Source organism: Shimazuella sp. NTD250, from assembly GCF_059510375.1.
The window spans coordinates 1-20,609 of the sequence record NZ_JCAJZS010000008.1 but is presented as its reverse complement, the minus strand read 5'-3'; the positions used below and the strand labels follow the sequence as shown (position 1 = coordinate 20,609).

The 20,609-nt window shown below is 38.9% G+C and carries 22 protein-coding genes and 1 other annotated feature; of the genes, 3 read left to right on the top strand and 19 right to left on the bottom strand.

From position 1 onward, the window contains the following. Window positions 1-19: 19 nt before the first annotated feature. The 7 genes from lepB to AC5WOF_RS16925 form a co-directional block, all read right to left on the bottom strand. On the bottom strand, window positions 20-574 hold the full coding sequence (lepB, locus tag AC5WOF_RS16955) for a signal peptidase I (protein ID WP_496051142.1): 555 nt from the start codon (window positions 572-574) through the stop codon (window positions 20-22). Between the two features lie 177 nt (window positions 575-751). Continuing rightward, on the bottom strand, window positions 752-2,722 hold the full coding sequence (gene metG, locus AC5WOF_RS16950; RefSeq protein WP_496051141.1) for a methionine--tRNA ligase: 1,971 nt from the start codon (window positions 2,720-2,722) through the stop codon (window positions 752-754). 39 nt (window positions 2,723-2,761) lie between these two features. Further along, window positions 2,762-2,989, bottom strand: a binding site (T-box leader). Between the two features lie 78 nt (window positions 2,990-3,067). Further along, a complete protein-coding gene (locus tag AC5WOF_RS16945; RefSeq protein ID WP_496051140.1) occupies window positions 3,068-3,373 on the bottom strand; it encodes a winged helix-turn-helix transcriptional regulator in 306 nt (101 codons plus the stop codon). A gap of 170 nt (window positions 3,374-3,543) precedes the next feature. Then, window positions 3,544-4,506, bottom strand: a complete 963-nt coding sequence (locus tag AC5WOF_RS16940) for a GDP-mannose 4,6-dehydratase (protein ID WP_496051139.1) — start codon at window positions 4,504-4,506, stop codon at window positions 3,544-3,546. A gap of 321 nt (window positions 4,507-4,827) precedes the next feature. Continuing rightward, window positions 4,828-5,526 (bottom strand): hypothetical protein, encoded by a 699-nt coding sequence (locus AC5WOF_RS16935; protein ID WP_496051138.1) that lies wholly within the window; start codon window positions 5,524-5,526, stop codon window positions 4,828-4,830. A gap of 192 nt (window positions 5,527-5,718) precedes the next feature. Further along, a complete protein-coding gene (locus AC5WOF_RS16930; protein ID WP_496051137.1) occupies window positions 5,719-7,557 on the bottom strand; it encodes an ATP-binding protein in 1,839 nt (612 codons plus the stop codon). A gap of 14 nt (window positions 7,558-7,571) precedes the next feature. Continuing rightward, on the bottom strand, window positions 7,572-8,522 hold the full coding sequence (locus AC5WOF_RS16925) for a DNA double-strand break repair nuclease NurA (RefSeq protein WP_496051136.1): 951 nt from the start codon (window positions 8,520-8,522) through the stop codon (window positions 7,572-7,574). Window positions 8,523-8,712: 190 nt separating this feature from the next. Between AC5WOF_RS16925 and AC5WOF_RS16920 the strand changes: the two genes are divergently transcribed. Further along, window positions 8,713-8,985: an AbrB/MazE/SpoVT family DNA-binding domain-containing protein gene (locus AC5WOF_RS16920; protein ID WP_496051135.1), complete on the top strand. Its 273-nt coding sequence runs from the start codon at window positions 8,713-8,715 to the stop codon at window positions 8,983-8,985. Between the two features lie 156 nt (window positions 8,986-9,141). Here AC5WOF_RS16920 and AC5WOF_RS16915 read toward each other — a convergent pair whose 3' ends face one another. From AC5WOF_RS16915 to pnuC, 11 genes are all read right to left on the bottom strand, one after another. Next, entirely contained in the window at window positions 9,142-9,537 is a 396-nt protein-coding gene (locus AC5WOF_RS16915; RefSeq protein ID WP_496051134.1) for a hypothetical protein, read from the bottom strand. Between the two features lie 96 nt (window positions 9,538-9,633). Then, window positions 9,634-10,509 carry a 16S rRNA (cytidine(1402)-2'-O)-methyltransferase gene (gene rsmI, locus AC5WOF_RS16910; RefSeq protein ID WP_496051133.1) on the bottom strand — a complete coding sequence of 292 codons (876 nt, stop codon included), beginning with the start codon at window positions 10,507-10,509 and terminating at the stop codon, window positions 9,634-9,636. After that, the gene (locus AC5WOF_RS16905; RefSeq protein WP_496051132.1) at window positions 10,502-10,765 is read right to left on the bottom strand and encodes a GIY-YIG nuclease family protein; all 264 of its coding nucleotides are present in this window, start codon (window positions 10,763-10,765) and stop codon (window positions 10,502-10,504) included. Before AC5WOF_RS16905 ends, rsmI begins: the two co-directional genes overlap by 8 nt. A gap of 44 nt (window positions 10,766-10,809) precedes the next feature. Next, window positions 10,810-11,166 (bottom strand): initiation-control protein YabA, encoded by a 357-nt coding sequence (locus AC5WOF_RS16900; RefSeq protein WP_496051131.1) that lies wholly within the window; start codon window positions 11,164-11,166, stop codon window positions 10,810-10,812. Window positions 11,167-11,246: 80 nt separating this feature from the next. Next, window positions 11,247-12,050: a PSP1 domain-containing protein gene (locus AC5WOF_RS16895; RefSeq protein ID WP_496051130.1), complete on the bottom strand. Its 804-nt coding sequence runs from the start codon at window positions 12,048-12,050 to the stop codon at window positions 11,247-11,249. Between the two features lie 126 nt (window positions 12,051-12,176). Beyond that, the gene (tmk, locus tag AC5WOF_RS16890) at window positions 12,177-12,797 is read right to left on the bottom strand and encodes a dTMP kinase (protein ID WP_496051129.1); all 621 of its coding nucleotides are present in this window, start codon (window positions 12,795-12,797) and stop codon (window positions 12,177-12,179) included. 18 nt (window positions 12,798-12,815) lie between these two features. Next, window positions 12,816-14,237: an aminotransferase class I/II-fold pyridoxal phosphate-dependent enzyme gene (locus tag AC5WOF_RS16885; protein WP_496051128.1), complete on the bottom strand. Its 1,422-nt coding sequence runs from the start codon at window positions 14,235-14,237 to the stop codon at window positions 12,816-12,818. A 116-nt stretch (window positions 14,238-14,353) separates the two neighbouring features. Beyond that, the gene (locus AC5WOF_RS16880; RefSeq protein ID WP_496051127.1) at window positions 14,354-14,527 is read right to left on the bottom strand and encodes a sigma factor G inhibitor Gin; all 174 of its coding nucleotides are present in this window, start codon (window positions 14,525-14,527) and stop codon (window positions 14,354-14,356) included. Window positions 14,528-14,840: 313 nt separating this feature from the next. Then, complete coding sequence (locus AC5WOF_RS16875) at window positions 14,841-15,620, bottom strand: SDR family NAD(P)-dependent oxidoreductase (RefSeq protein WP_496051126.1); 780 nt, start codon at window positions 15,618-15,620, stop codon at window positions 14,841-14,843. Window positions 15,621-16,043: 423 nt separating this feature from the next. After that, complete coding sequence (locus AC5WOF_RS16870; protein WP_496051125.1) at window positions 16,044-17,072, bottom strand: AAA family ATPase; 1,029 nt, start codon at window positions 17,070-17,072, stop codon at window positions 16,044-16,046. Continuing rightward, window positions 17,073-17,708 carry a nicotinamide riboside transporter PnuC gene (pnuC, locus tag AC5WOF_RS16865; protein ID WP_496051124.1) on the bottom strand — a complete coding sequence of 212 codons (636 nt, stop codon included), beginning with the start codon at window positions 17,706-17,708 and terminating at the stop codon, window positions 17,073-17,075. A 150-nt stretch (window positions 17,709-17,858) separates the two neighbouring features. On the opposite strand from pnuC, the gene AC5WOF_RS16860 reads away from it, so the two are divergent. Further along, window positions 17,859-18,743 carry an AraC family transcriptional regulator gene (locus tag AC5WOF_RS16860; RefSeq protein ID WP_496051123.1) on the top strand — a complete coding sequence of 295 codons (885 nt, stop codon included), beginning with the start codon at window positions 17,859-17,861 and terminating at the stop codon, window positions 18,741-18,743. A gap of 154 nt (window positions 18,744-18,897) precedes the next feature. Continuing rightward, a complete protein-coding gene (locus AC5WOF_RS16855; protein WP_496051122.1) occupies window positions 18,898-19,989 on the top strand; it encodes an MFS transporter in 1,092 nt (363 codons plus the stop codon). A 368-nt stretch (window positions 19,990-20,357) separates the two neighbouring features. Here AC5WOF_RS16855 and AC5WOF_RS16850 read toward each other — a convergent pair. Beyond that, window positions 20,358-20,609: hypothetical protein (locus tag AC5WOF_RS16850; protein ID WP_496051121.1), on the bottom strand; the 252-nt coding region annotated here is incomplete at its 5' end.

The window sequence follows — 20,609 nt, the reverse complement described above, 5'->3', positions numbered from 1 at the left end:
CCCCTAACTTCTACCCTAACTATTTATTTAATAGACGAAACTCTTTAAATGGCATTACAACAACGTCTGCACGGCCAACAACCGCACTGTCATCCACAGCACCTATGATACGGCTGTCCTTACTATTATTCCGATTATCTCCCAAAACAAACAGATGACCTTTCGGAACAGTAACTTGGGCAAAATCACCGATCATTTCTTCCGCAATATAGGATTCATTCAATTGCTTGTTATTACGATAGACATGTCCATTTTTCACTTCGATCTTATCCCCAGGCAAACCGATTACACGCTTGATAAAATCACGTTGCTCGTTGGTATGAAAAACAACAATATCCCCATATTGTGGGCTGCTCACATCATAGATGAATTTATTTACGATCAATAATTCATTACCATCGAGAGTTGGATACATAGATGTTCCATTTACTTCATAAGGTGCAAAAAGAAAATAACGAATCACTACTGCAATTAATAGAGCAGAGATTACTGCTACTCCCCATTCGATAATTGAGCTTTTCACAGAGCCATTAGCAGTCGACATCTGGTCACGTCCTTTAAAATATTCTTTCATTAACTTCTAACCACTTGAAAAAGTGGCAATTCCTGCGGAACTAGTCCCATAAACCAGTCATCTTAGCAGGCTCTATCCATCCTAAGATATACCCCATTCCTTGCAGAAACAAAAATACAATTAAGGGGACCACGACAAAAACAGTGGATTGTAGCCATCATAGCATATTTCTCGTAATTATTTCACCCTTGTGCCATTGGGAATGTCATCCGATACCGTAGACAGCACGAGTTTCTTTCCTTTTTTGGCAGCGAGAATCATTCCTTCCGATCGAACACCTCTTAATGTTACCGGTGCTAGATTAGTAACTGCAATCACTTTTTGCCCAACTAACTGCTCTATTGTATAATATTCTGCTATACCTGATACGACTTGACGTTGTTCACTTCCTAAATCCAATTGAAGCTGTAATAAACGATCAGCTCCTTTTACTGGGGAAACAGCGACAATTTCCGCTACAGTAAGTTCTACTTTAGCAAAGTCATCAATAGAAATATAATCATCTTCTATTTTTTCTGCTGCTTTCTCCTCATTTGCCTTTACTTCAGGCTCCCCGCGACGCTTTGCTGCTTGATCCATGAGCTGTGCAATAGCTGTGAGTTCTTTTTCTACTTCCAAACGAGGGAAAATAGGTTTTTCTTTATTCACTTTTTTACCTGATTGGGTATTCCCAAACTGATGAATCGAATCCCAAACAAGCTCTTCATCAGCTAATTGTAATTGACGAAACATTGCTTTTGGTGATTGGGTCATAAACGGCTGAATCAAAATACCAACTACTCTTAGACTTTCCAACAAGTGATAGAGCACCGAACCAAGTGCTTCTCGTGTTTCTTCCGTTTTTGCTAAGTTCCATGGAGTAGTCGCTTCTATATATTTATTTCCAGCACGCACCAAGTCCCAAATTTGTGTCAGTGCCACTGAAAACTGCATTTTTTCCATTGAATCTTCTACTTTTCGAACCGTTTCAGCAGCTAAACTCACATATGCCTGATCATATTCAGTCGCATTTGGAACATATTCCGGCACAACACCATCAAAATATTTTTCTACCATAGTCAAAGTTCGATGAAGTAGATTTCCAAGATCATTGGCCAGATCTGCATTGATACGCTCTACAAATGCCTCTGGGGTAAACATTCCATCACTGCCAAATGGAACTTCACGAAGCATATAGTACCTTACTGCATCGAGCCCAAAATGTTCAATTAAAGGAACTGGGTCAATAACATTTCCTTTCGACTTGGACATTTTTTCTCCTTTTACCAAGAAAAATCCATGTCCAAAAACTTTTTTGGGTAATGGTAAACCTAGTGCCATTAAGAAAATGGGCCAATAAATAGTATGGAAACGAACGATTTCTTTTCCAATAAGATGTACATCAGCAGGCCAGTATTTATCAAATTTCGTTGTATCTTCTGTTCCATAGCCAAGTGCTGTGATGTAGTTAGCCAGTGCATCCAACCATACATACACAACATGTTTGGGATTACCAGGAACAGGTACACCCCAATCAAAAGTAGTTCGTGTAACACTTAAATCTTCTAAACCTGGTTTAATAAAGTTTTCGATCATCTCATTTTTGCGAGATACTGGTTCAATAAAATCAGGATTCTCTTCATAATGTTTTAACAAGCGATCTACATACTTGCTCATCCGGAAAAAGTAACTTTCTTCTTTGATTCGGTCTACAGGACGACCGCAATCTGGACACTTCCCATCTTTTACTTGTCGATCCGTGAAAAACGCCTCACATTGAATACAATACCAGCCTTCGTATTCTCCTAAATAAATGTCCCCTTGTTCAAGCAACTGAGCAAATATTTTTTGTACAATTACTTTGTGGCGATCTTGTGTAGTGCGAATGAAATCATTGTAAGAGATATCCAGTTTCCCCCACAACTCTTTGATTCCTACTACAATATCATCGACAAATTTCTGTGGAGTCTTGCCAGCTTCTTCCGCTTTTTTCTGGATTTTTTGTCCATGTTCATCTGTACCTGTCAAGTACATCACATCATAGCCACGAAGCCGTTTATAGCGTGCCATGGTATCTCCTGCTACTGTAGTGTACGCATGACCGATATGCAATTTGTCACTTGGATAATAAATAGGAGTCGTAATATAAAAGGTTTTTTGGTTACTCATCGCAATTCTCCTTTAAAAAATATAAAAACTCGCCCCTATAAAAGGGACGAGATTGTTCACGTGGTACCACCCAAATTCATGTGGAAATGCAAATCCTTTCCACATCTCTAATACCCAGTAACGAGGGTAAACCGTTTTCTTCTACTAAACATTTCAAAGAAACGTCTCCTAGGCCATGTTCCTTCTTCTCTCCTATACCGGCTTTCACCTCACCCGGCTCTCTGTTGATAGGGATCAATAAGTACTCATCCTAATCATGGACATTTTTTCACTCGTTATTATATCGAAAAAAACAAGTAGAAAGCAAGCCGTGCTTCTTTATTCCACCATAACTACACAAATATCTCAATCGCTCCACTTACGAATTCCTAACAGAACTTGAATAAATTCAATTCCTTCTCTAGTTAAAGAATACTTCATTCTTATTGGCTTTTTTGCATATATTTCCTGCTTTATCATTTTATGTTTCTCGAGATGCAGCAGTGTGTCTCGCAAAGAAGTAACACTCATCTCAGCAAACTTTTGCTTCAATTGGTTAAAACGCATGGGACCATAATGCAATTGGGAGATGATAGGAAATGATAACTTCTTTGATATCAATTGAAGAGCTTTACGAATAACATCTATATGCTGCTGTTTTATTTTTTCCATTGTCACCTACCCCTATCTGGTTCACCAGAGTTTCTATAACAGAATGGAATAAGCGCTTCAAACTAATCTTACTGTAAGATAGAAACGATTGACTGATTGCATTCCCCTTAACTAAAATGTAAATCTTCCATCCTTTAATTGATATATTTTATTTGAATATTGTGTAGTTTTTATTTTAAACGCTTTTCTTCCAAAAACCAATTGGCAAATAATAATATCCCTTCTTGAAATGTAACTTTAGGACGAAAACCAATAGACTGTTCTAATCTCCGGATATCGGCTACCTTATGTTTTACTTCACAATCTTGCTCCCCGAGTACCTTTACTTCATGTTTTGTTCCCAGGGCATTAGACAAAACATCTAACATCTGCATAATGTTCACAGATATACCCGACCCTACATTGTATACTTGGTAGCCATTCGTCCACTCCAAAGATAGACGAATCGCTTCTACAACATCACTAATATATGTATAATCTCTCGTACTATCTGGATCAAAGATAGTAACTGGTTTACCCGCTATCATTTGCTCTGCAAACTTGTGCATCGCCATGTCAGGGCGCTGCCCTGGCCCAAATGTTGTAAACAACCTTAGAACTGTGATATCAAAACCATAAAGTTGATAAAACAACTGGCAGTAATTTTCTGCAGCCCATTTCGAAGTGGCGTATGGAGAAACAGGCATAGACACAATCTCATCTTCATGAAATGGATAAGGCTCATCAACAGAACCATATATAGAAGAGGAAGAAATAAAAATAAATCGTTTAATTTGATGTTCTGCCGCCAATTGCAACATTTGTACAGTGCCTGTTACATTAACATCACTATAAAGCGCAGGGTCTTCAATTGAAGATCGAGCACATGGAACTGCCGCTAAATGGATAATGGTATCCCAATTTTCTGCTTGAAAAATTTCCTCCATTTGAGACTCATCTCGAATATCCGCCTGATACAATTGAACGCTGGGTATTTTTTTCCATTTCTTTATTCGCTTTTTCTTAACTTCGGCAGGGTAAAATGGATCAAAATTATCTATCACACCTATTTTTTTATACTGGGTAAACAGCGATAAATGTTGTATAAGATTACTTCCAATAAAACCAGCACCACCAGTGATCAACAATTTCATTTCTTCACACTCCGTTAGAATGGGAATTCCCATCTCTCTTAGTTAAAAATCTTTCTTTAGACAGTCCTTTCTATGCATTCTTCACTCTGTAACAAGCCTTTTTATTACGTTACTATATATTTGATTAATAGAAAACTTTATCTAAAAATAACTATTAAACATTAGACAATAAAAACTATCTCTACAGAAAGAAACCAAAATCATCTTATCACATAGCAGAAAAAAATTCTGACTTGGTAATAATTAGTTATTAATACCGAAATAAAGCTCCTACCTTATAAACTGTAGGAGGAATGATTTGAACCATTTATAAGGAAATATTTACTGGAATTTAGTCCTAGACTGTACATTCACTGCTCGCCAATCTAAGTTGGCTTCTTTTGTAATGAGTTGTCCAACTTTAGAGCTTATGAAATCATTGTATTCGTAATATTTTTTATAACCATCTAAACTATAATCATCATATAACTCAAATTCTATTCTTCCAACATCGTTTTTGGATAAATGGAATACAATCAGATTCGAATCAGGATATATTGGAAGAGATACACTGGGAGGTTCTTTTGATTTCATGCTTTCCATACTATTTGGGGGAATCAAAATTAAGACAAGCACTCGTCCCTGACCATCAGGAGCTTGATTTGCTATATCTGATCCAACATAATATGTACCAGGTTTAGAGATAAATGATGGAAATTTTCCCGTTATATTTCCATTATCATATAAATTATTTAGTAGTTCACATTTATCTTCCTCACAACCACCTAATTCATTTAACTTTTTTATATTCAAATCAGTGGAAAAAGTTGCTTCTAATAAATATTCCATAGCATGTCTTTCATACTGGGTTAAATCTCGTTGCATGGTATATGTATTTGTATCCACAGTAGATGTTGTATCCTGTTCACTAGGTTTCTGTTTATCAGCATTATTGTCCGTGTTTATTCCTATACCAATAGAAATACCAATCGTCACAACGACGGCAACCACTACAGCAATTGTAATATTTTTGTTGATCATCCTCTTCATTCCTTATATGCAATTTTATCTTCATGATACATGTTAATATTTTACTATATTCACAGTATTCATGATAGTTTTACCGTTTTTCATCTTAAATAAATAAAAACCCTTTATCCCTTCAAATAACCAGGATAAAAGGTTCTGCTTTGCGAAATATGGGTTTTAATCTTATTTTGCCAGTCAAAATCATTACTTTACTTTTTCATATTGTGTAGCAAAAGGTGTCACTTTGATTTTAATCTGTTTTCTTCTTCCTAAGGTCTCTAATTCTTCTTTTAACCGAACGACATCCCAACTTTTTCCTAATTCACGATTGACATCCGCTAAAACCATCATCAGATCTGTATCAAAAAATGGCATCTTTGCTTTTAATAAATCAACTAATTCTTCTGTTTTACTCGATTGAAGCTGGCGAAGTTCATCAAATGGATTGAGCAGATGAGGGCTTCTTGTATATGCCGCGCGGATACGTAAAAATAATGTTCTTCCATATGCTGCTGATGACACAAAAGTATCTCCTGAGCGAAGGTATGGAAGCCGCTTGCCTTCTTCTTGAGTGAGATCTGTCTCTTCTTTTAATGTAGCAATATCTGTTCCCCGAACAGTTCGAAAAACAAATTTGGTGTTAAGTTGAGCAGTAGTCGTTTCGTCGAGTAAGGTCGGCCTTTGAGTAGCAAGTATTAAAAAAACACCATATTTTCGCCCTTCTTGGGCAATTTCTTTGATAATCGCTTTCGCTGGTGAATCAATCGCTTTAGGTGCAAAATTATGCGCTTCATCTGTCACAATAACAAACGGTGGAAAGAAGTGTCCTTCTTCCCCATTCATCCGAGCATCTTTGTACTCTCGGCGTTTGCGGTATAAGCTTCCTATCACATAGTTGGCAAATACTTGCAGCACCCATGACGGTCCTTGAACAACTACTAGTTTCCCTTGCTCGAGACCACGCTCAATAGAATGAATATCTTGGTGGAAAAGACCAGCACGCTCTAAACGCATCAAACGCCACCTAACACCTTTGATTGAAGCTAGTGGTAAATCCCCATACTTTCGTTTCAACTCCTGTAAATCTATCGCTCGCTGTCCCTCTGCATAAGAAATACTATCCCTTTTACCTTGGCGATCAAACGCATTCCCCTCTTCTAATGCTTCTACTAAATTAGCAATTCGATCACTAAATGAGGTAAATGAATCCTTCGGCTTATGCAGCATCTGCACCACATTTGTCATTGCCTCTGAAAATTGATCACCAACTGTACGCAAAAGATTGATGAGATCATTGGTTGTCAATGCTTCAAATGAAATACCAATCTCCTTCCCGACAGCCAACCGAATGAATTTAGACTGCAAGGGAGCAGCTTTTTTCTCTAGTTCCGGGAGATAATCAGTAAAATCCATCTCAAAATGTGGATCAAAAACAAGAGTTGGAATCGAAAGCTTCATCAATTCCTCCAACATCACTCGTAAACCAAAAGATTTCCCCGAACCAGAACCCCCGAAAATCCCCATGTGAGGATACTGCTGCATCGTACGGATATCAAATAAAAACGGAACACCATGCTGAGGACGCAATTCATTTTGTTCCATCATCACTACCTGATTATGTAGATCATCAGTCATAGAAGCAATCAATGAATCCGTACCTCTAATTTCCCCCAGCACCATGCCATCTTCTGGTGTTGTTTTGATCAGTAGATGGCGTACTTCTTCAAAATGGGGTAATCTCACCATCGATCCTGTTCGTATAGGATGAATCGCTTCTTCTAATAAACGAACTTTAGCTAAATTAATTTCTTCAGACTCCACATCATAACCAATCTGCTGCAACGTTTGTAATACTTGAGCATCCACAATAGACTTGTCCAATCCCATCGGAATCAGTCTGTTATAGGATAATGTTTCGACTACTTCTCCAATTGGATCTCCTAATACATCATCCACCATCACTAGAAACTCATTGATACAAAACTTTCTTTCTCTAGAAACAATATACACTTCTTGTTGTGTCGTAACCCCAACTACTTGCATCTTCTCTCTCCCTACTAAATAATTCTCTCATCCCGCTTGGTCACTAAGAGACGTCTCCGTAAATCTTCATCAATATATTCTTCTACCATTGTCTGCACCAGTGCATTGGTCACCCGAACTTGATTATCTACAATATCCAACCAGTAAGGGATACCTCTTCCTTGACGGGGAGTTAAGCTGTAAACCAATCGTATCAGATCAAATTGGTCCTCAAGCTGTCCCATGATACCATCCAATCCAATCGGCACAGGACTGTCAGAGGGCCGAAAAACAGCCCTCCACATTTTCCCGCCAAAATAGCGTTCATCGAGTAAGAATGCCTCTCCTACTTCAAGCACGCCGTAAAGTAAATCGCGATCAGTCCAACCTTTGTATTCGGGAAAAAGTTCATGAACCAATGTACTTGTCCCCATTTCTTCTGCAATCCCGATCACACTTACTTTTTCTTCTAAGGCCACTCGTTGTACTGTTTCCCATTTTCCCATGTCATCTATATGGTAGTGCAAAAGAGAACCATCCATCAACATCGCTTTTGGATGCCATTCTCTCATCGCTTGAATAGCCACTTCCATTTCCAAATTTGATAAGAGTGCACCTCTCTTTCTTGCATGGCGAGCAGGTTCTTGTTCTTTCTCCATCTCTTCTTCTAATAACGGCGTATATACATCTGCGGCCCATTTCTCTCCGCCTCTTGTCGCTTTTGCCAAAGCTTGGAAAACAGATAATACTCTTTTTTCCGTTCCTTTGGTAGAATTGACAGAACCATCCACACCTACAACACTCTTGTCACCTAGTAATTTATCTAATTCATTTTTTGGTAATTTGTCAAAACGATGAAATCTACCTGCCTTCTGCAATTTTTGTCGAATATCAGAAGGCTGATAATACTGACTTGGGAACTGTTTCCTTAATGATTCATTTACTTGTTTTAACTTATCTTTAAGCTCTACAGATACTGGTATCAATAGAATCTCTCCTTTTCCTAACAAGTTTCCAACATTCTTCAAGAAATTTTCTATAATTACCCTATTGTAATATTGACTGGTATGGGAATCGCTGGTATGATGAGGAAGAATTAAATGATGTCGAAATTTGACGGCAATTATAAAGAGAAAAAAATAACACCAAAGATCAGAATTGAGAGGAGAATCAAGTATGTTGAAATCTACTGGTATTGTACGTAAAGTGGACGAATTGGGTCGAGTGGTGATTCCTATCGAATTGCGTCGAACTTTAGGTATTGGTGAAAAAGATGCTCTTGAAATTTATGTCGATGGTGAGCGCATTGTATTGAAAAAATATGAACCAGCATGTATCTTCACTGGCGAAGTGGATGAAACGGTTCGTTATAAAAATAAAGTAGTAAGCCGCAAATGTATCGAAGAAATGTACGAACTCATTCATGGAAATACAGTTACCGCTGAATAATTTCTCCTATCAAACATAACATATCGCAACAAAGAAACACATACAAAAAACCGAGCTGATCAGGCTCGGTTTTTGTTCTATTTGAAAGTAGAAATATGTTCGTGGCCTCGAATCAGGGAGATTGGTACTCTCTACCTAATCCGAGGTTCCCACGTTCTACGCAGCCAGCGTCAGGCCCATCTTTTGGAAGAGCTCGACGAGCAGACGACTGCTGTACGGACGGCCGAGCTTCTTCTTCTCCAGCTCTTTGCCGTAAGCGATGTACACCTTCTCCTCCGATTCGCTGACCGAACCGAACTGAGCCGACCAGTTCTCCTCGCAGCTCTCCATCATGCTGGAGAGAAAGTCCTCACGCACTCGACATTCTTCTTCGTTGGGGAAGACACGCTTGCTCAGGGGGATGATCCTGTTGAACAGAAGATCAACCGACGCCTGATACTCATCCTCACCCTTGGTGACGTTGTTCGCCTGCACCAGCATGGCGAACACGAGGTAGATCTTCTCTCGAAGATCCTGAGAGATCCGAAAGTAACCGAGCTCTGTCTGGTTCATGGCTTGCTCCTGCGTCTTTGCAGAACGTGGGGGTGTTTCTGGCTCTATTCTAACAAAAACCTCATAATTTGTAACCTATTAATTCCCAATATTCCCTTAATGATCATGATATATCTGATATATTTCCCGCTTTGGAACTCCACGATCATTTGCAACTTGGCGGATAGCCGATTTTTTATCCATTCCTTCTGCTAGATAATGTTGCACATGTTGGACAACTTTTAATTCTTTCCACCAATTATCTTCTGGTGCACTTTGGTCTTCAGATGCACCTTTTATTACCACGCAATATTCACCTAAAACCTCTGTGTCATTTATATAAGTAAGCACTTCATTAATAGTACCACGCAGCCATTCTTCGTGTTTTTTCGTGAGTTCTCTGGCAACTGTCACCTTTCTATCCCCCAAAATCTCAGCACAATCTTGTAACATTTGTTTCACACGATGTGGTGCTTCATAGAAGAGGAGTGTAGTGGGCATTTTGGACCATCGCTGTAACTCTTTCTGCCGATCTTTCTTGTGCCGCGGTAAAAAGCCAATGAAGGTAAATGGCTGTGCAGCAATACCAGAAGCTACCAATGCATTTATGGCTGCATTTGGCCCTGAAATAGGAATCACACTGATCCCAGCTTTTATTGCTGCATTTACCAATATTTCACCTGGATCAGATATGGCAGGCATTCCCGCATCACTTACTACTGCAACCGATTTCCCAGCTTGTAACTGCTCTACAATATCTGCGGTTTTGGAGACTTCATTATGTTCATGCAAACTGATAAGTGGAGTACTAAATTCAAAATAGGAGAGAAGCTTGCGAGTATGTCTTGTATCTTCAGCTGCAATAAAATCAACTGTTTTTAAGATATCGATTGCCCGAGGGCTCATTTCATTTAGATTACCAATCGGTGTTCCAACCACATACAGCTTGCCGAGCCCTTCTTGATCATTTGCAAAACTCTTTTGTCTATTCATCCATTTGTTCTCCTAAATAAGTTTGAACTAGTCGCTGCTTTCTTTCCCTTGGCCATGATTTGACTTCCCATTCCCTCTTTAATGCAAGCGATTTATTTAAAACAGTTTCTTGATAGATTAATTTTACAGGTAAACGGGCGCGAGTATATTTAGAAGCTTTACCTAATTGATGCTGTTTCAATCTGTAACTCAATCTATTGGTTATACCTGTATAATAAGTCCCATCACAACATTCTAAAATGTAAACCGTATACATTACAACATCCTATCTACGAAAAAGACGCCGGCATGCCGGCGCTTCTAGTCTTCTCTAGTCTTATCGAGGAATGCGATACAAAATAAACAGTTGCCGTCTGTACGCATTCGACCATAGTGTACATTGCATATATGAAACCCTTCATCATACAGATTCATCAAATGATGATTTCCGATACTCTGGTGTAGAGTTGTTTGGCCTGCTTCATCTGAAAAAGCAGCAGCATTCTCTCCAGAAACTTCTTGTTGTAATTTGCGTAGTTGATCATTCTCGAGGGTGAGACGAGTGTTTTCTTCCATGAGATGAACAATTTCCGACTTCAAACCGCCCAGCTCTTTGTATAATTCACCAATCTGCTCCTCTACTTGTGCAACTCGCTTAAAAATAGCTTGTTTGTCCAAATCTCCACCCCACTTTCTTTCAAAGGATGAATCTCATACCTTCTCTCTTACAAGCTAGCTCGTAGGGGGCAATAGAAGCGTCACGCTTCAACAGTAACTTCATCTAGCGAGTGTTCCACCATCGCACCTGTACCATCCAGTTGTACTTTTACTTTGCGTTCGATCAAATCGAGCAACATCACTTGACCGATGCCTTCTGGAGTAAATACAGCATCACCAATATCTGGCAATGTTTCCTTTGTTTGCTCATAATTATCGTTTTCATATTTTAAACAACACATTAAACGTCCACACAATCCAGAAATTTTGGTTGGGTTGAGGGAAAGATTTTGATCTTTAGCCATTTTGATCGAAACAGGCTCAAAATCCCCCAAGAACGAAGAGCAACAAAGGACTCGACCACAGGGACCAATCCCGCCTAACATTTTTGCCTCATCTCGAACTCCAATCTGTCTAAGCTCTATTCGTGTTCGGAATACTGCTGCCAAATCACGAACTAACTCACGAAAATCAACACGACCATCTGCCGTAAAATAAAATATCAATTTATTGCGATCAAAGGTATATTCTGCATCAACTAATTTCATCTCTAGCTGATGTTCTCTTACCTTTTCGGAACAAATTTGCAGCGCTTGTGCAGCAGCAATTTGATTGGATTGCTGCTTCAGGATATCCTCTGGTGTCGCAAGACGAAGGACACTTTTTAAGGGAAGAACCACTTCATCTTCTTCTACGAAACGAACTCCCCAAACAACTTTGCCAAATTCGATCCCTCTTACTGTTTCTACAATAACAGCTGAGTCTCGCTCCATCTTGAGATCATCAGGGTTAAAGAAGTATATCTTACCCGCTTCTTTGAAACGGACACCTATTACTTTTAACATTGCTGATCAACCCTCCAACTCCGGAATATCCATATCCCATCGTTGTTCATATACAACACTATCTATTCATCTATTCTATCATCGTTAGATTCGCTTCGGCAAATGAAAAGAAATCCAATACTATATTTATAAGTACGAATGTATATCTTGAACTATTTCTTCAAAGATAGTTTTTTTGCTTCTGGTGGCATCAATCAGCATTATTCGTTCTTTGTTCTCTTCCGCTATTGCTAAATATCCATGACGAACACGTTCATGAAATACTAGCGATTTTTGCTCCATCCTGTCTTTCCCACTGCTGCGCATCCCAATCCTTTTCTGAGATAGAGAAAGCGGGAGGTCTAACAAATAAGTACGATTGGGAACATAATCCCCGATAGCTTGTCGATTTATTTGCCTGACATCATCCAATGGTATTCCAGCGCCATAAGCTTGATAAGCTACGGTAGAATCAATAAACCGATCACATAATACGATTTTTCCTTCCTTTAAAGCAGGAATAACCACTTGCTCCATCAATTGCGCCCTAGAAGCAGCATACAAAAATAACTCTGCCAATCGAGAAAAAGGTTCTTTTATAGAAGGATCTAGTAAAACTTTACGAATTTCCGTCCCAATTTTCGTTCCACCAGGATCTCGAACTTGGATGACGGAATGATCTATCGATAGATATTCGTATAACTTCGCTATTTGGGTAGATTTTCCTACTCCTTCAATTCCTTCAAAAGTGATAAATGTGCCTTTCATTTTGTTGACCTCATTTTACTAATTGTATACTTGAACCCAGTACTCATCTTTGTGCTTTTTTAAACCTCGAACATTTCTCCCCTGTGAGATCAAACCCAATAAATAATCAATTTCTTCCTGATGGATGGTTTCCCCCATGAGCACAAGAGGAAATCCCGGAGGATAGGGTAACAAATGATTAGCGCTTCTCTTCCCAATTGCCTGAGATACAGGAATAAAACAGCGCTCCATTGTTCTACATTCGGCATAAGGAAGAATCTCTCCTTCTCTTGGAGTAAGCATAGACAGATTCTTTTGTGGACGTTTCACCTGATTTTCTTCATGCAACTGGGCCAAACAGTGATATAGGTAATCAAGTTCTGATTGTTTTGTTCCTAATGAGAAAACAATCAACACCTTTTGATCATCCACTAACTCCACATATATCTTCTTTGCTTCTAGAGCCTTTGCCAATTCATAACCAGAATAGAAAATACTAGACAAGGAAAGTTTCATCGGCTCCATCATTCCCAAAATCGTATTTTCTTTTAATTTAGGTAGCTCACGAATTCTTCGGCGAAAATATTGGATATGATGAATCGCTTCGGTAAGCTGATTTTTACCTTCTATCACCATGTATCGTCTTGCTAGATCCAGTGAAGCCAGCAATAGATAAGAAGGGCTACTAGATTGAACCATCCTTAGGTACATATCAATTGATTCTACATCTATCAACCCTTTTTTGATATGAAGCATCGAGGACATGGTAAGTGAAGGCAGAAGTTTATGAGTAGATTGTATGCAAATATCTGCTCCATAGGAGATAGCCCGATCTGGTAGATCTGGATGGAAACCAAAATGAGCACCGTGTGCTTCATCTACGATTAGAGGAATATGCCGTCGATGCACAATTCGAGCTAACTCCTCGATTTGTTGTACAACACCATAATAGGTTGGACTGGTTAAAATTACCGCTTTTGCATCTGGATGCATTTCTAGTAAATGCTCAACTGTATCAGATGAGGCAGGCATTTCCAGACCCGAATCAGGATCCATTGTATATGGAATTGGCACAACCGTTGCACCTGCCAAGAAAGCTCCATGAAACACAGATTGATGACAGTGACGTGCAACCAAAATTTTATCTTTTGGCTTGCATAGTGCAAGGATAGTGGCAAGAATACCAGCAGTTGTTCCACCTACCAAAAAACGAGTCTGATCTGCTCCAAAAGCATTTGCTGCTAACTGTTGTGCTTCCTTAATAACTCCCGTAGGTGCATGGAGATCATCTAGATCCCCAACTTCCGTTAGATCAATAGGTAAAAGGGAAGAAAAATGAAGAGAGGCCTCTCGATCAAATACTTGCCCCGCTTTATGTCCAGGTACATGAAAATTTGCTTGTGAAATAGATGCGTGATGTAGTAGTGCTTCCCATAATGGGGCTCTAGTGTGATTGAACATGGTGCTCCCTTTCTCCTAGCGAATACTCTTTTCATTTCTTTCTAAAAAATAAGATGATTCCTAACTGACAAGAAGCGACTCTTCATTAGAGCCGCTAACTTGTTCCTGTCTAAAGCCTACCAGATCTCTTTTAGTCTGGCTATATAGAAATCATAAACCTGATCCGCCTGTTTCACACCCACAATATCTTGTTCACAAATCGTGCATATGGGTTGATCCAATATTAGCAGAACGTCTCTGCGTTCTTTTTCACAGACAATACATGTCTGGGGCTCTTTACATGATTCCATCTTTATCGCCCACCTTTAACTAACTTTCTTTCTATTTTCATTTTTCCCAATCTGCCGATTAAAGATACAGGTTGTTTTCATTTAGTTCTATTTATAAGAACTTCCTAATAGAACAGATGAACTCGTTTTTTACATATTATTTCAATGAAAATGGAATAGTAAAGGTGAGGAGGACAGAAAAATGGTAGCAAAAACAATAATAACATTTTTATTTGCATACTTTATTCCAGTACTCATTTTAGCTCGTATCTGCTTTTTTTGTGTTGTCCATTTTCGAAAAAGAGTTTAGTATCCCAGAATTGAATAACTAATGTTACCCTCGTGTTTCTTGCAGCTTACGTACAATTTTAGTCACTAACTTTCTTGGTACAAAGCGTGTCGAAAAAGCTAAGATGCGATTTTTCCATCCAGGAATGACTACTGCTCTTCCATGCAAAAACGCATTAAATCCTAGTTTGGCAACAGTTTTCACGTCCATTACTCCAGTTTGAAAAAGCTTAGATGCCTTCAGGTTTGCCCGTTCTTCAAAACCTGTGGCGGTAGGACCAGGACACAGAGCAGTAACGGTTACACCTGTACCAATCAATTCATTTGCAATAGCTTCTGAAAAAGAGAGAACATAAGCTTTTGTTGCATAATAAACAGCCATCAAAGGACCCGGTTGGAAGGATGCTGTAGAAGCAACATTGAGCACTCCACCCCTTTTATTGGCAACCATTTGAGGTAAAAGACGCTTCGTTAGATCCGTCAATACAGATATATTTAGAGTGATCATATCCATTTCTACTTTGCTGTCTGTTTTTGCAAATGAGCCATATAAGCCAAATCCTGCGTTATTTACCAAGTAATCAATCTTAAGCGCTTTTTCATCTAGCTCTTTTATCAATTCATCAACAGCACCCAGTTGCACTAAATCTTTAGCGATATAATCCAATTTTGCTCCATATTTTTCTTTTAGAATTTGTTGTAGTTCCTTTAGCTTTATTTCATTTCTGGCGACTGCAATGACGTCGTAACCCGCTTCTGCAAACAACAAAGCCAACTCCCAGCCGATTCCACTAGAAGCCCCCGTGATAAGTACTGTTTCTTTCATGTAAGTACCATCCTTTTAACAACGGTATAAGTTTTTTTATGTACCATTTTAAACATTTAACTATTTGCTTTTATTGTGGCATAGTTTACGAGAAGTTTCAAAATAATTGCGGGGCAAGATGAGGGTGATTCAAGGTGCATATACTTTCCGCATAATTCAATGGGGATAATTGGCTGCCGAGCAGACCCACCAACTAGTGAGCCTACTCGGCAAGAAGCGCTAGCTCTTCTGATTCTGGTCTTGTTTCTGGACCCGGTTGTGGCTGTGGTCCAACGGGTTCTGCAACAGCTTGCAGATCACCCAAAAAACCGCCACAATCAAGAGGAGGAAAAACACATCCCCGAAAGTTTCCAAGAAAACCTCCTTAATTAGCTCTTACCACACCATTGTACCTTCTATTAGTTATCATTCCTATATCCTACTTTAAAATAACAGTAAATTTCCTAAACTATCATATTTCCTATATTTTGCTAACACCTTTCTCACTCGCTCTATACGTTCATCCAATGGTCCTTTTAGTGGAATAAATGGGATTCTTCGTTCCAACAAATCTGCTTGTATTAGCTTTTGGAATATCCCACGGTGTACTGCTCCAGACCGATCCCACGTATCCTCGTACGGTATATCATTTTCACAGAGAAAAACGAGGTCATATCTTCTACTAGCTTGCTCCGCAAGTTCCACTAATTTCGGATGAGATTCACCATGATAATCTTGCGAAAAGAGATAGGTGGTAATCGCATTCGTGTCTACAAATAAATATTGATTGGCTTCCTCGGTTTTCTCCTCTTCTCGCTGAATATGTCCGAGTGCTATTTCTAACAATTGTTCTTTGGTCAGCCTCCTGTTTATTTGATGCTTTTCCCAATACTCTCGTCCGTATTCAGGCATCCAAACGGTATCATAAACTTTAGCTAATTGTTCCGTTAACGTTGTTTTCCCAGTAGATGGTGCTCCGAGAAACACCACTTTTGCAATACAATCTGCATAGACAATCGGATGAAGGTATGAACGATTCAAAAAAGGATTTTCTCTTATCTCTGTACCCGATACTGGGTATTTTCTCCTCTGCTCATCTACACTGCGATCAACTGCACCCAATGCTCTGCTCATGTGCTCACCGTAAAATTCACTTGAATAAAAGTGAGTAATGGCTCGCCCAGCTAGTAAATCTAGGATGTATGTCTCTTGTTTTCGTTTAATTTCAGGTGTATCACCTATATCAGATGGCCCATCCCAAGCTTCAATCACTTCAACTGAGGGATAGAGCGTGCGTATCCACTTAGCCCGAACAGATAATGGAATATCCGTAACTTCTGGACTATCATAAATGACTACGAGCACTTCATCCATCTCTTCTACAGCAGTTTGAATCATATACTGGTGTCCGAGATGAAGGGGAGCAAATTTACCAAGAGTAAGGCCGACCTTCTTACTAGCTGTATTTTTCACCTAATGATGTCCCTTCGCCAATAAATATGTTTTTCGCCAAGTTATCAAACCTAATATGGCGATAACTAAAAATACCATGTACAGAAAAGCAACCGAATACAACCCTTTATATAGGTACATTCCTACAGAAAAAACATCCACTGCTATCCAAACATACCAATTTTCTAATATTTTACTCGATAATAAATACTGAGCGATCACGCTGAGTGTAGCTATAAAAGCATCTAGATAGGGAATAGTCGCATCTGTATAATGGGTTAGTACATAACCCCACCCTATGGTTACCACAACAAGAACAAGGAATAGCACAAACATCATCGAAGTAGAAAGTTTTTTTGTAGGCCTTACATCCGCACTTTGTCTTTTGGTCAGCCAAATAATCCAACCTTGGATACTTAGGATAAAAAAGACTACTTGAAGTGTCATATCCGCATATAGTTTTGCCTCGTAAAACATGAAGAAAAAACAACCTACATTAATAAGCCCAATCGGCCAGCACCAAATATTTTCTTTTGTTGTCAACCAAACACATAACAATCCTGTTAGAGTAGCAACCATTTCTAGCGGAGAAGCGGAAAGGTATACACACACCAACATGCAAATATAAATCAAACCTTCACCTAACCATTTTTTCATAAATAAAACCCATCCAATCTAGCTGATATGTATGGCTATAATAAATAGATTACCATATGTAACAAAACGACAAACAATACATATTGGTGCACCAATTGTCGGATGGGGGAAAATCATTTTTGTTATCGTTATAAAGGAGGAGGGTCATCCATGAATGTACTACAGTCGTTAAACCATGCTATCGAATATATTGAGCAAAATCTGAAAGGTAAGATCATTTTTCAAGAAGTAGCCAAACGAAGTTTATGTTCTGAATACCATTTTAGACGAATGTTTTCTCATCTAGCAGGAGTTTCCCTATCCGAATACATTCGCAATAGAAGACTTACACTCGCTGCTTTTGAATTGATGGATGAGGATGACCAAAGAATATTGGATATTGCCGTGAAGTATGGCTATTCATCAGCAGATGCTTTTACTCGGGCATTTCAAAAACTTCATGGTATTCTCCCATCAGAAGTACGTATGAAACAACAAAACTTAAAAGCTTACCCACGGATGACCTTCCAACTAACGATCCGAGGGGGATTAGCAATGAATTACAAAATTGTAGAAAAAGAATCTTTTCGTATGGTAGGAATCAAAAAAAGAGTACCGATTGTATTTCAGGGAATAAACCCAGAAATCGCTTCAATGGCATCCAGTTTAAATCCACGGGATATAAAAGAACTGAAACAGTTATCTAATATCGATCCAAAAGGAATCATTAGTGCTTCCACCAACTTTTCAGAGGGGAGAATGGAGGAGAATGGGGAATTAGATCACTATATCGGTGTAGCAACCAATCATGTCTGTCCACCAAACTGGGTATCACACGAAGTATCAGCAACTACATGGGCTGTATTTGAATCTATTGGCCCATTCCCTGAAACATTACAGAATGTATGGGGACGCATTTATTCGGAATGGTTCCCCTCAACCCAATATGAGTCTACAGATGGACCAGAAATTCTCTGGAATGAGAGCAAAGATTTTTCTTCCAAAACGTTTCGCAGTGAAATCTGGATTCCAGTCAGAAAAACAGGCAGGATTTGATATCTAATTCGAATATTTAGATATCCCCTCTTTTTAAAATTAGAAATGTAAGGGATAATACATGTAAGCTAACAACATGCTGACTCACAGAAACGGCATTTAGATGAAGTATAGAGAACTCTTCATGAAAAAGGGGTACAGAAACCTCAGGAGAGTGGTTTGGACTCAGACTTTTCTGGCTTGGACCCTTCCCTACTATGTTGTTGGGGCAGGTATTCTCATTGGTAAGATGAAGCTTCCTTCCATTCAACTCGGAATCAGTCTTACCACAGTCGTGGTAGGTTGCATCTTGGGGCACAATCTCGGTAGCCTGTTGAACTCACGCATGGAACCTAAAAAAGTGCTAGTGGTATCCATGCCAATGATACTGACATGTAATACGGGCTTTCTCTTGGCTCAGAAGTCATACCTACTAATCACTATGCTGCTTTTTTTCCATGGTGTGCTCGTTGGGGTAAACTTCACCAGTGTGAACGCCGTATATCGAGAACTGTTGCCAGATGAACCAGATGAGCGTCAGGTCATCAAGTCTAAGTTCTCTCCTCTGCTCAATCTCACGGCAGGCCTTTCAGGCATGGTGGCTACTCTTCTTATGGGGAAGTTTGGGTGGAATATTCCTGACCTTCTTTATGGTCTGCTAGCAACAATCATGGTGTTCCGAGTACAAGTATCAAAGATGAAACCGGTAAAAGAGGACAGAGAACGTAGTCCCCTGTCTCTTCGCTGGAATCTTACAGTAATTGGAATGCCGATTCTGATTGTGTCTCTAATCAGTCGTGTTTTCACCATTTATTTTCCTTTTCTCTCAGGGACTAAAAGTGGAATCTTGCTATTTGCATATTATCTTGCAAATGGCTTTACTGCTGATATGATTACACGGATCGCCATTCGGTATAGCCGAAAGCAGGTTATTCACGGGAGTTTGCTCATCATCGGAATCAACAGTGTTCTATTGAGCTTGGTAACCAATTTTCTCCTTCTCTTGCTGGTATCAGTACTCTCTGGACTCGCTGCTCGTGGGATTAACATTTGTCTGTATACAGAGATGGAGATCTACGCTGAATCTAGATTCCATAAAACAGCAGCAGTTGTAAGTTCCTCATTCCAAACGATGACAGAGGTAGGGAAACTTGTGGGTGGTTTTTTTGTTGGCTATTTCCTTGTGAATTCGTACCTCTGGTTCTTCATTGTACCTCTGATTGGGTTTATTCTAGTTGTGGAGAAAAAACGACAGAAAACCAGTTAGATAAACCCTTGGGCGGTAGATTAATAATCTCCGCCCACAAGTTTTTCTATACTAATTACAATAATGATAGTAATAATTAACAAACAGCTTTTCTTCCCCTTTATTTTTTACACATAAGAGATATAATACTCTTTCCTTATTATTACTCTTGATTTTATATATAGTGAGGTTTTATGAACCTGATAACCATCTCCATTTTAAATAAATATCCACAATCCAATTGTATGTTAGCCTGCTCTTTTGTATCTTTTAAGATTTTCAAAGCCTTTTACGCGATCTTGAAATTTGTAAACTCAATATTACTTCATCTGTCTCAAGATCATAAGGATAGAACGAAAAATCATTTACAACAGGCGAAAAAGAAATTCTTACTTTTCATATTGGGTACAAAACTCATAGATATTCACTTTGTAAAATGAATCAATACTTGGATCATCAAAATCATAGGAAGGCAGCGTACAAAATACAGAAATCAGCTCATACTCTTCTGGTAATTTTATACCATCCATCATAGCTCCACCTTCTAAAAAATAAATTAAAAAACCCCAAGTACTGTAAAAAGTACAAGGGGTTTGAATTATTCCCTGAAAACCGAAGAGTGAGTAACACGCCTGATTTAT

Excerpts from the sequence above, each read along its gene's own strand:
- lepB (WP_496051142.1), bottom strand. The coding sequence starts at position 574 with ATGAAAGAATATTTTAAAGGACGTGACCAGATGTCGACTGCTAATGGC.
- metG (WP_496051141.1), bottom strand. The coding sequence starts at position 2,722 with ATGAGTAACCAAAAAACCTTTTATATTACGACTCCTATTTATTATCCA.
- AC5WOF_RS16945 (WP_496051140.1), bottom strand. The coding sequence starts at position 3,373 with ATGGAAAAAATAAAACAGCAGCATATAGATGTTATTCGTAAAGCTCTT.
- AC5WOF_RS16940 (WP_496051139.1), bottom strand. The coding sequence starts at position 4,506 with ATGAAATTGTTGATCACTGGTGGTGCTGGTTTTATTGGAAGTAATCTT.
- AC5WOF_RS16935 (WP_496051138.1), bottom strand. The coding sequence starts at position 5,526 with ATGATCAACAAAAATATTACAATTGCTGTAGTGGTTGCCGTCGTTGTG.
- AC5WOF_RS16930 (WP_496051137.1), bottom strand. The coding sequence starts at position 7,557 with ATGCAAGTAGTTGGGGTTACGACACAACAAGAAGTGTATATTGTTTCT.
- AC5WOF_RS16920 (WP_496051135.1), top strand. The coding sequence starts at position 8,713 with ATGTTGAAATCTACTGGTATTGTACGTAAAGTGGACGAATTGGGTCGA.
- AC5WOF_RS16915 (WP_496051134.1), bottom strand. The coding sequence starts at position 9,537 with ATGAACCAGACAGAGCTCGGTTACTTTCGGATCTCTCAGGATCTTCGA.
- rsmI (WP_496051133.1), bottom strand. The coding sequence starts at position 10,509 with ATGAATAGACAAAAGAGTTTTGCAAATGATCAAGAAGGGCTCGGCAAG.
- AC5WOF_RS16905 (WP_496051132.1), bottom strand. The coding sequence starts at position 10,765 with ATGTATACGGTTTACATTTTAGAATGTTGTGATGGGACTTATTATACA.
- AC5WOF_RS16895 (WP_496051130.1), bottom strand. The coding sequence starts at position 12,050 with ATGTTAAAAGTAATAGGTGTCCGTTTCAAAGAAGCGGGTAAGATATAC.
- tmk (WP_496051129.1), bottom strand. The coding sequence starts at position 12,797 with ATGAAAGGCACATTTATCACTTTTGAAGGAATTGAAGGAGTAGGAAAA.
- AC5WOF_RS16885 (WP_496051128.1), bottom strand. The coding sequence starts at position 14,237 with ATGTTCAATCACACTAGAGCCCCATTATGGGAAGCACTACTACATCAC.
- AC5WOF_RS16880 (WP_496051127.1), bottom strand. The coding sequence starts at position 14,527 with ATGGAATCATGTAAAGAGCCCCAGACATGTATTGTCTGTGAAAAAGAA.
- AC5WOF_RS16875 (WP_496051126.1), bottom strand. The coding sequence starts at position 15,620 with ATGAAAGAAACAGTACTTATCACGGGGGCTTCTAGTGGAATCGGCTGG.
- pnuC (WP_496051124.1), bottom strand. The coding sequence starts at position 17,708 with ATGAAAAAATGGTTAGGTGAAGGTTTGATTTATATTTGCATGTTGGTG.
- AC5WOF_RS16860 (WP_496051123.1), top strand. The coding sequence starts at position 17,859 with ATGAATGTACTACAGTCGTTAAACCATGCTATCGAATATATTGAGCAA.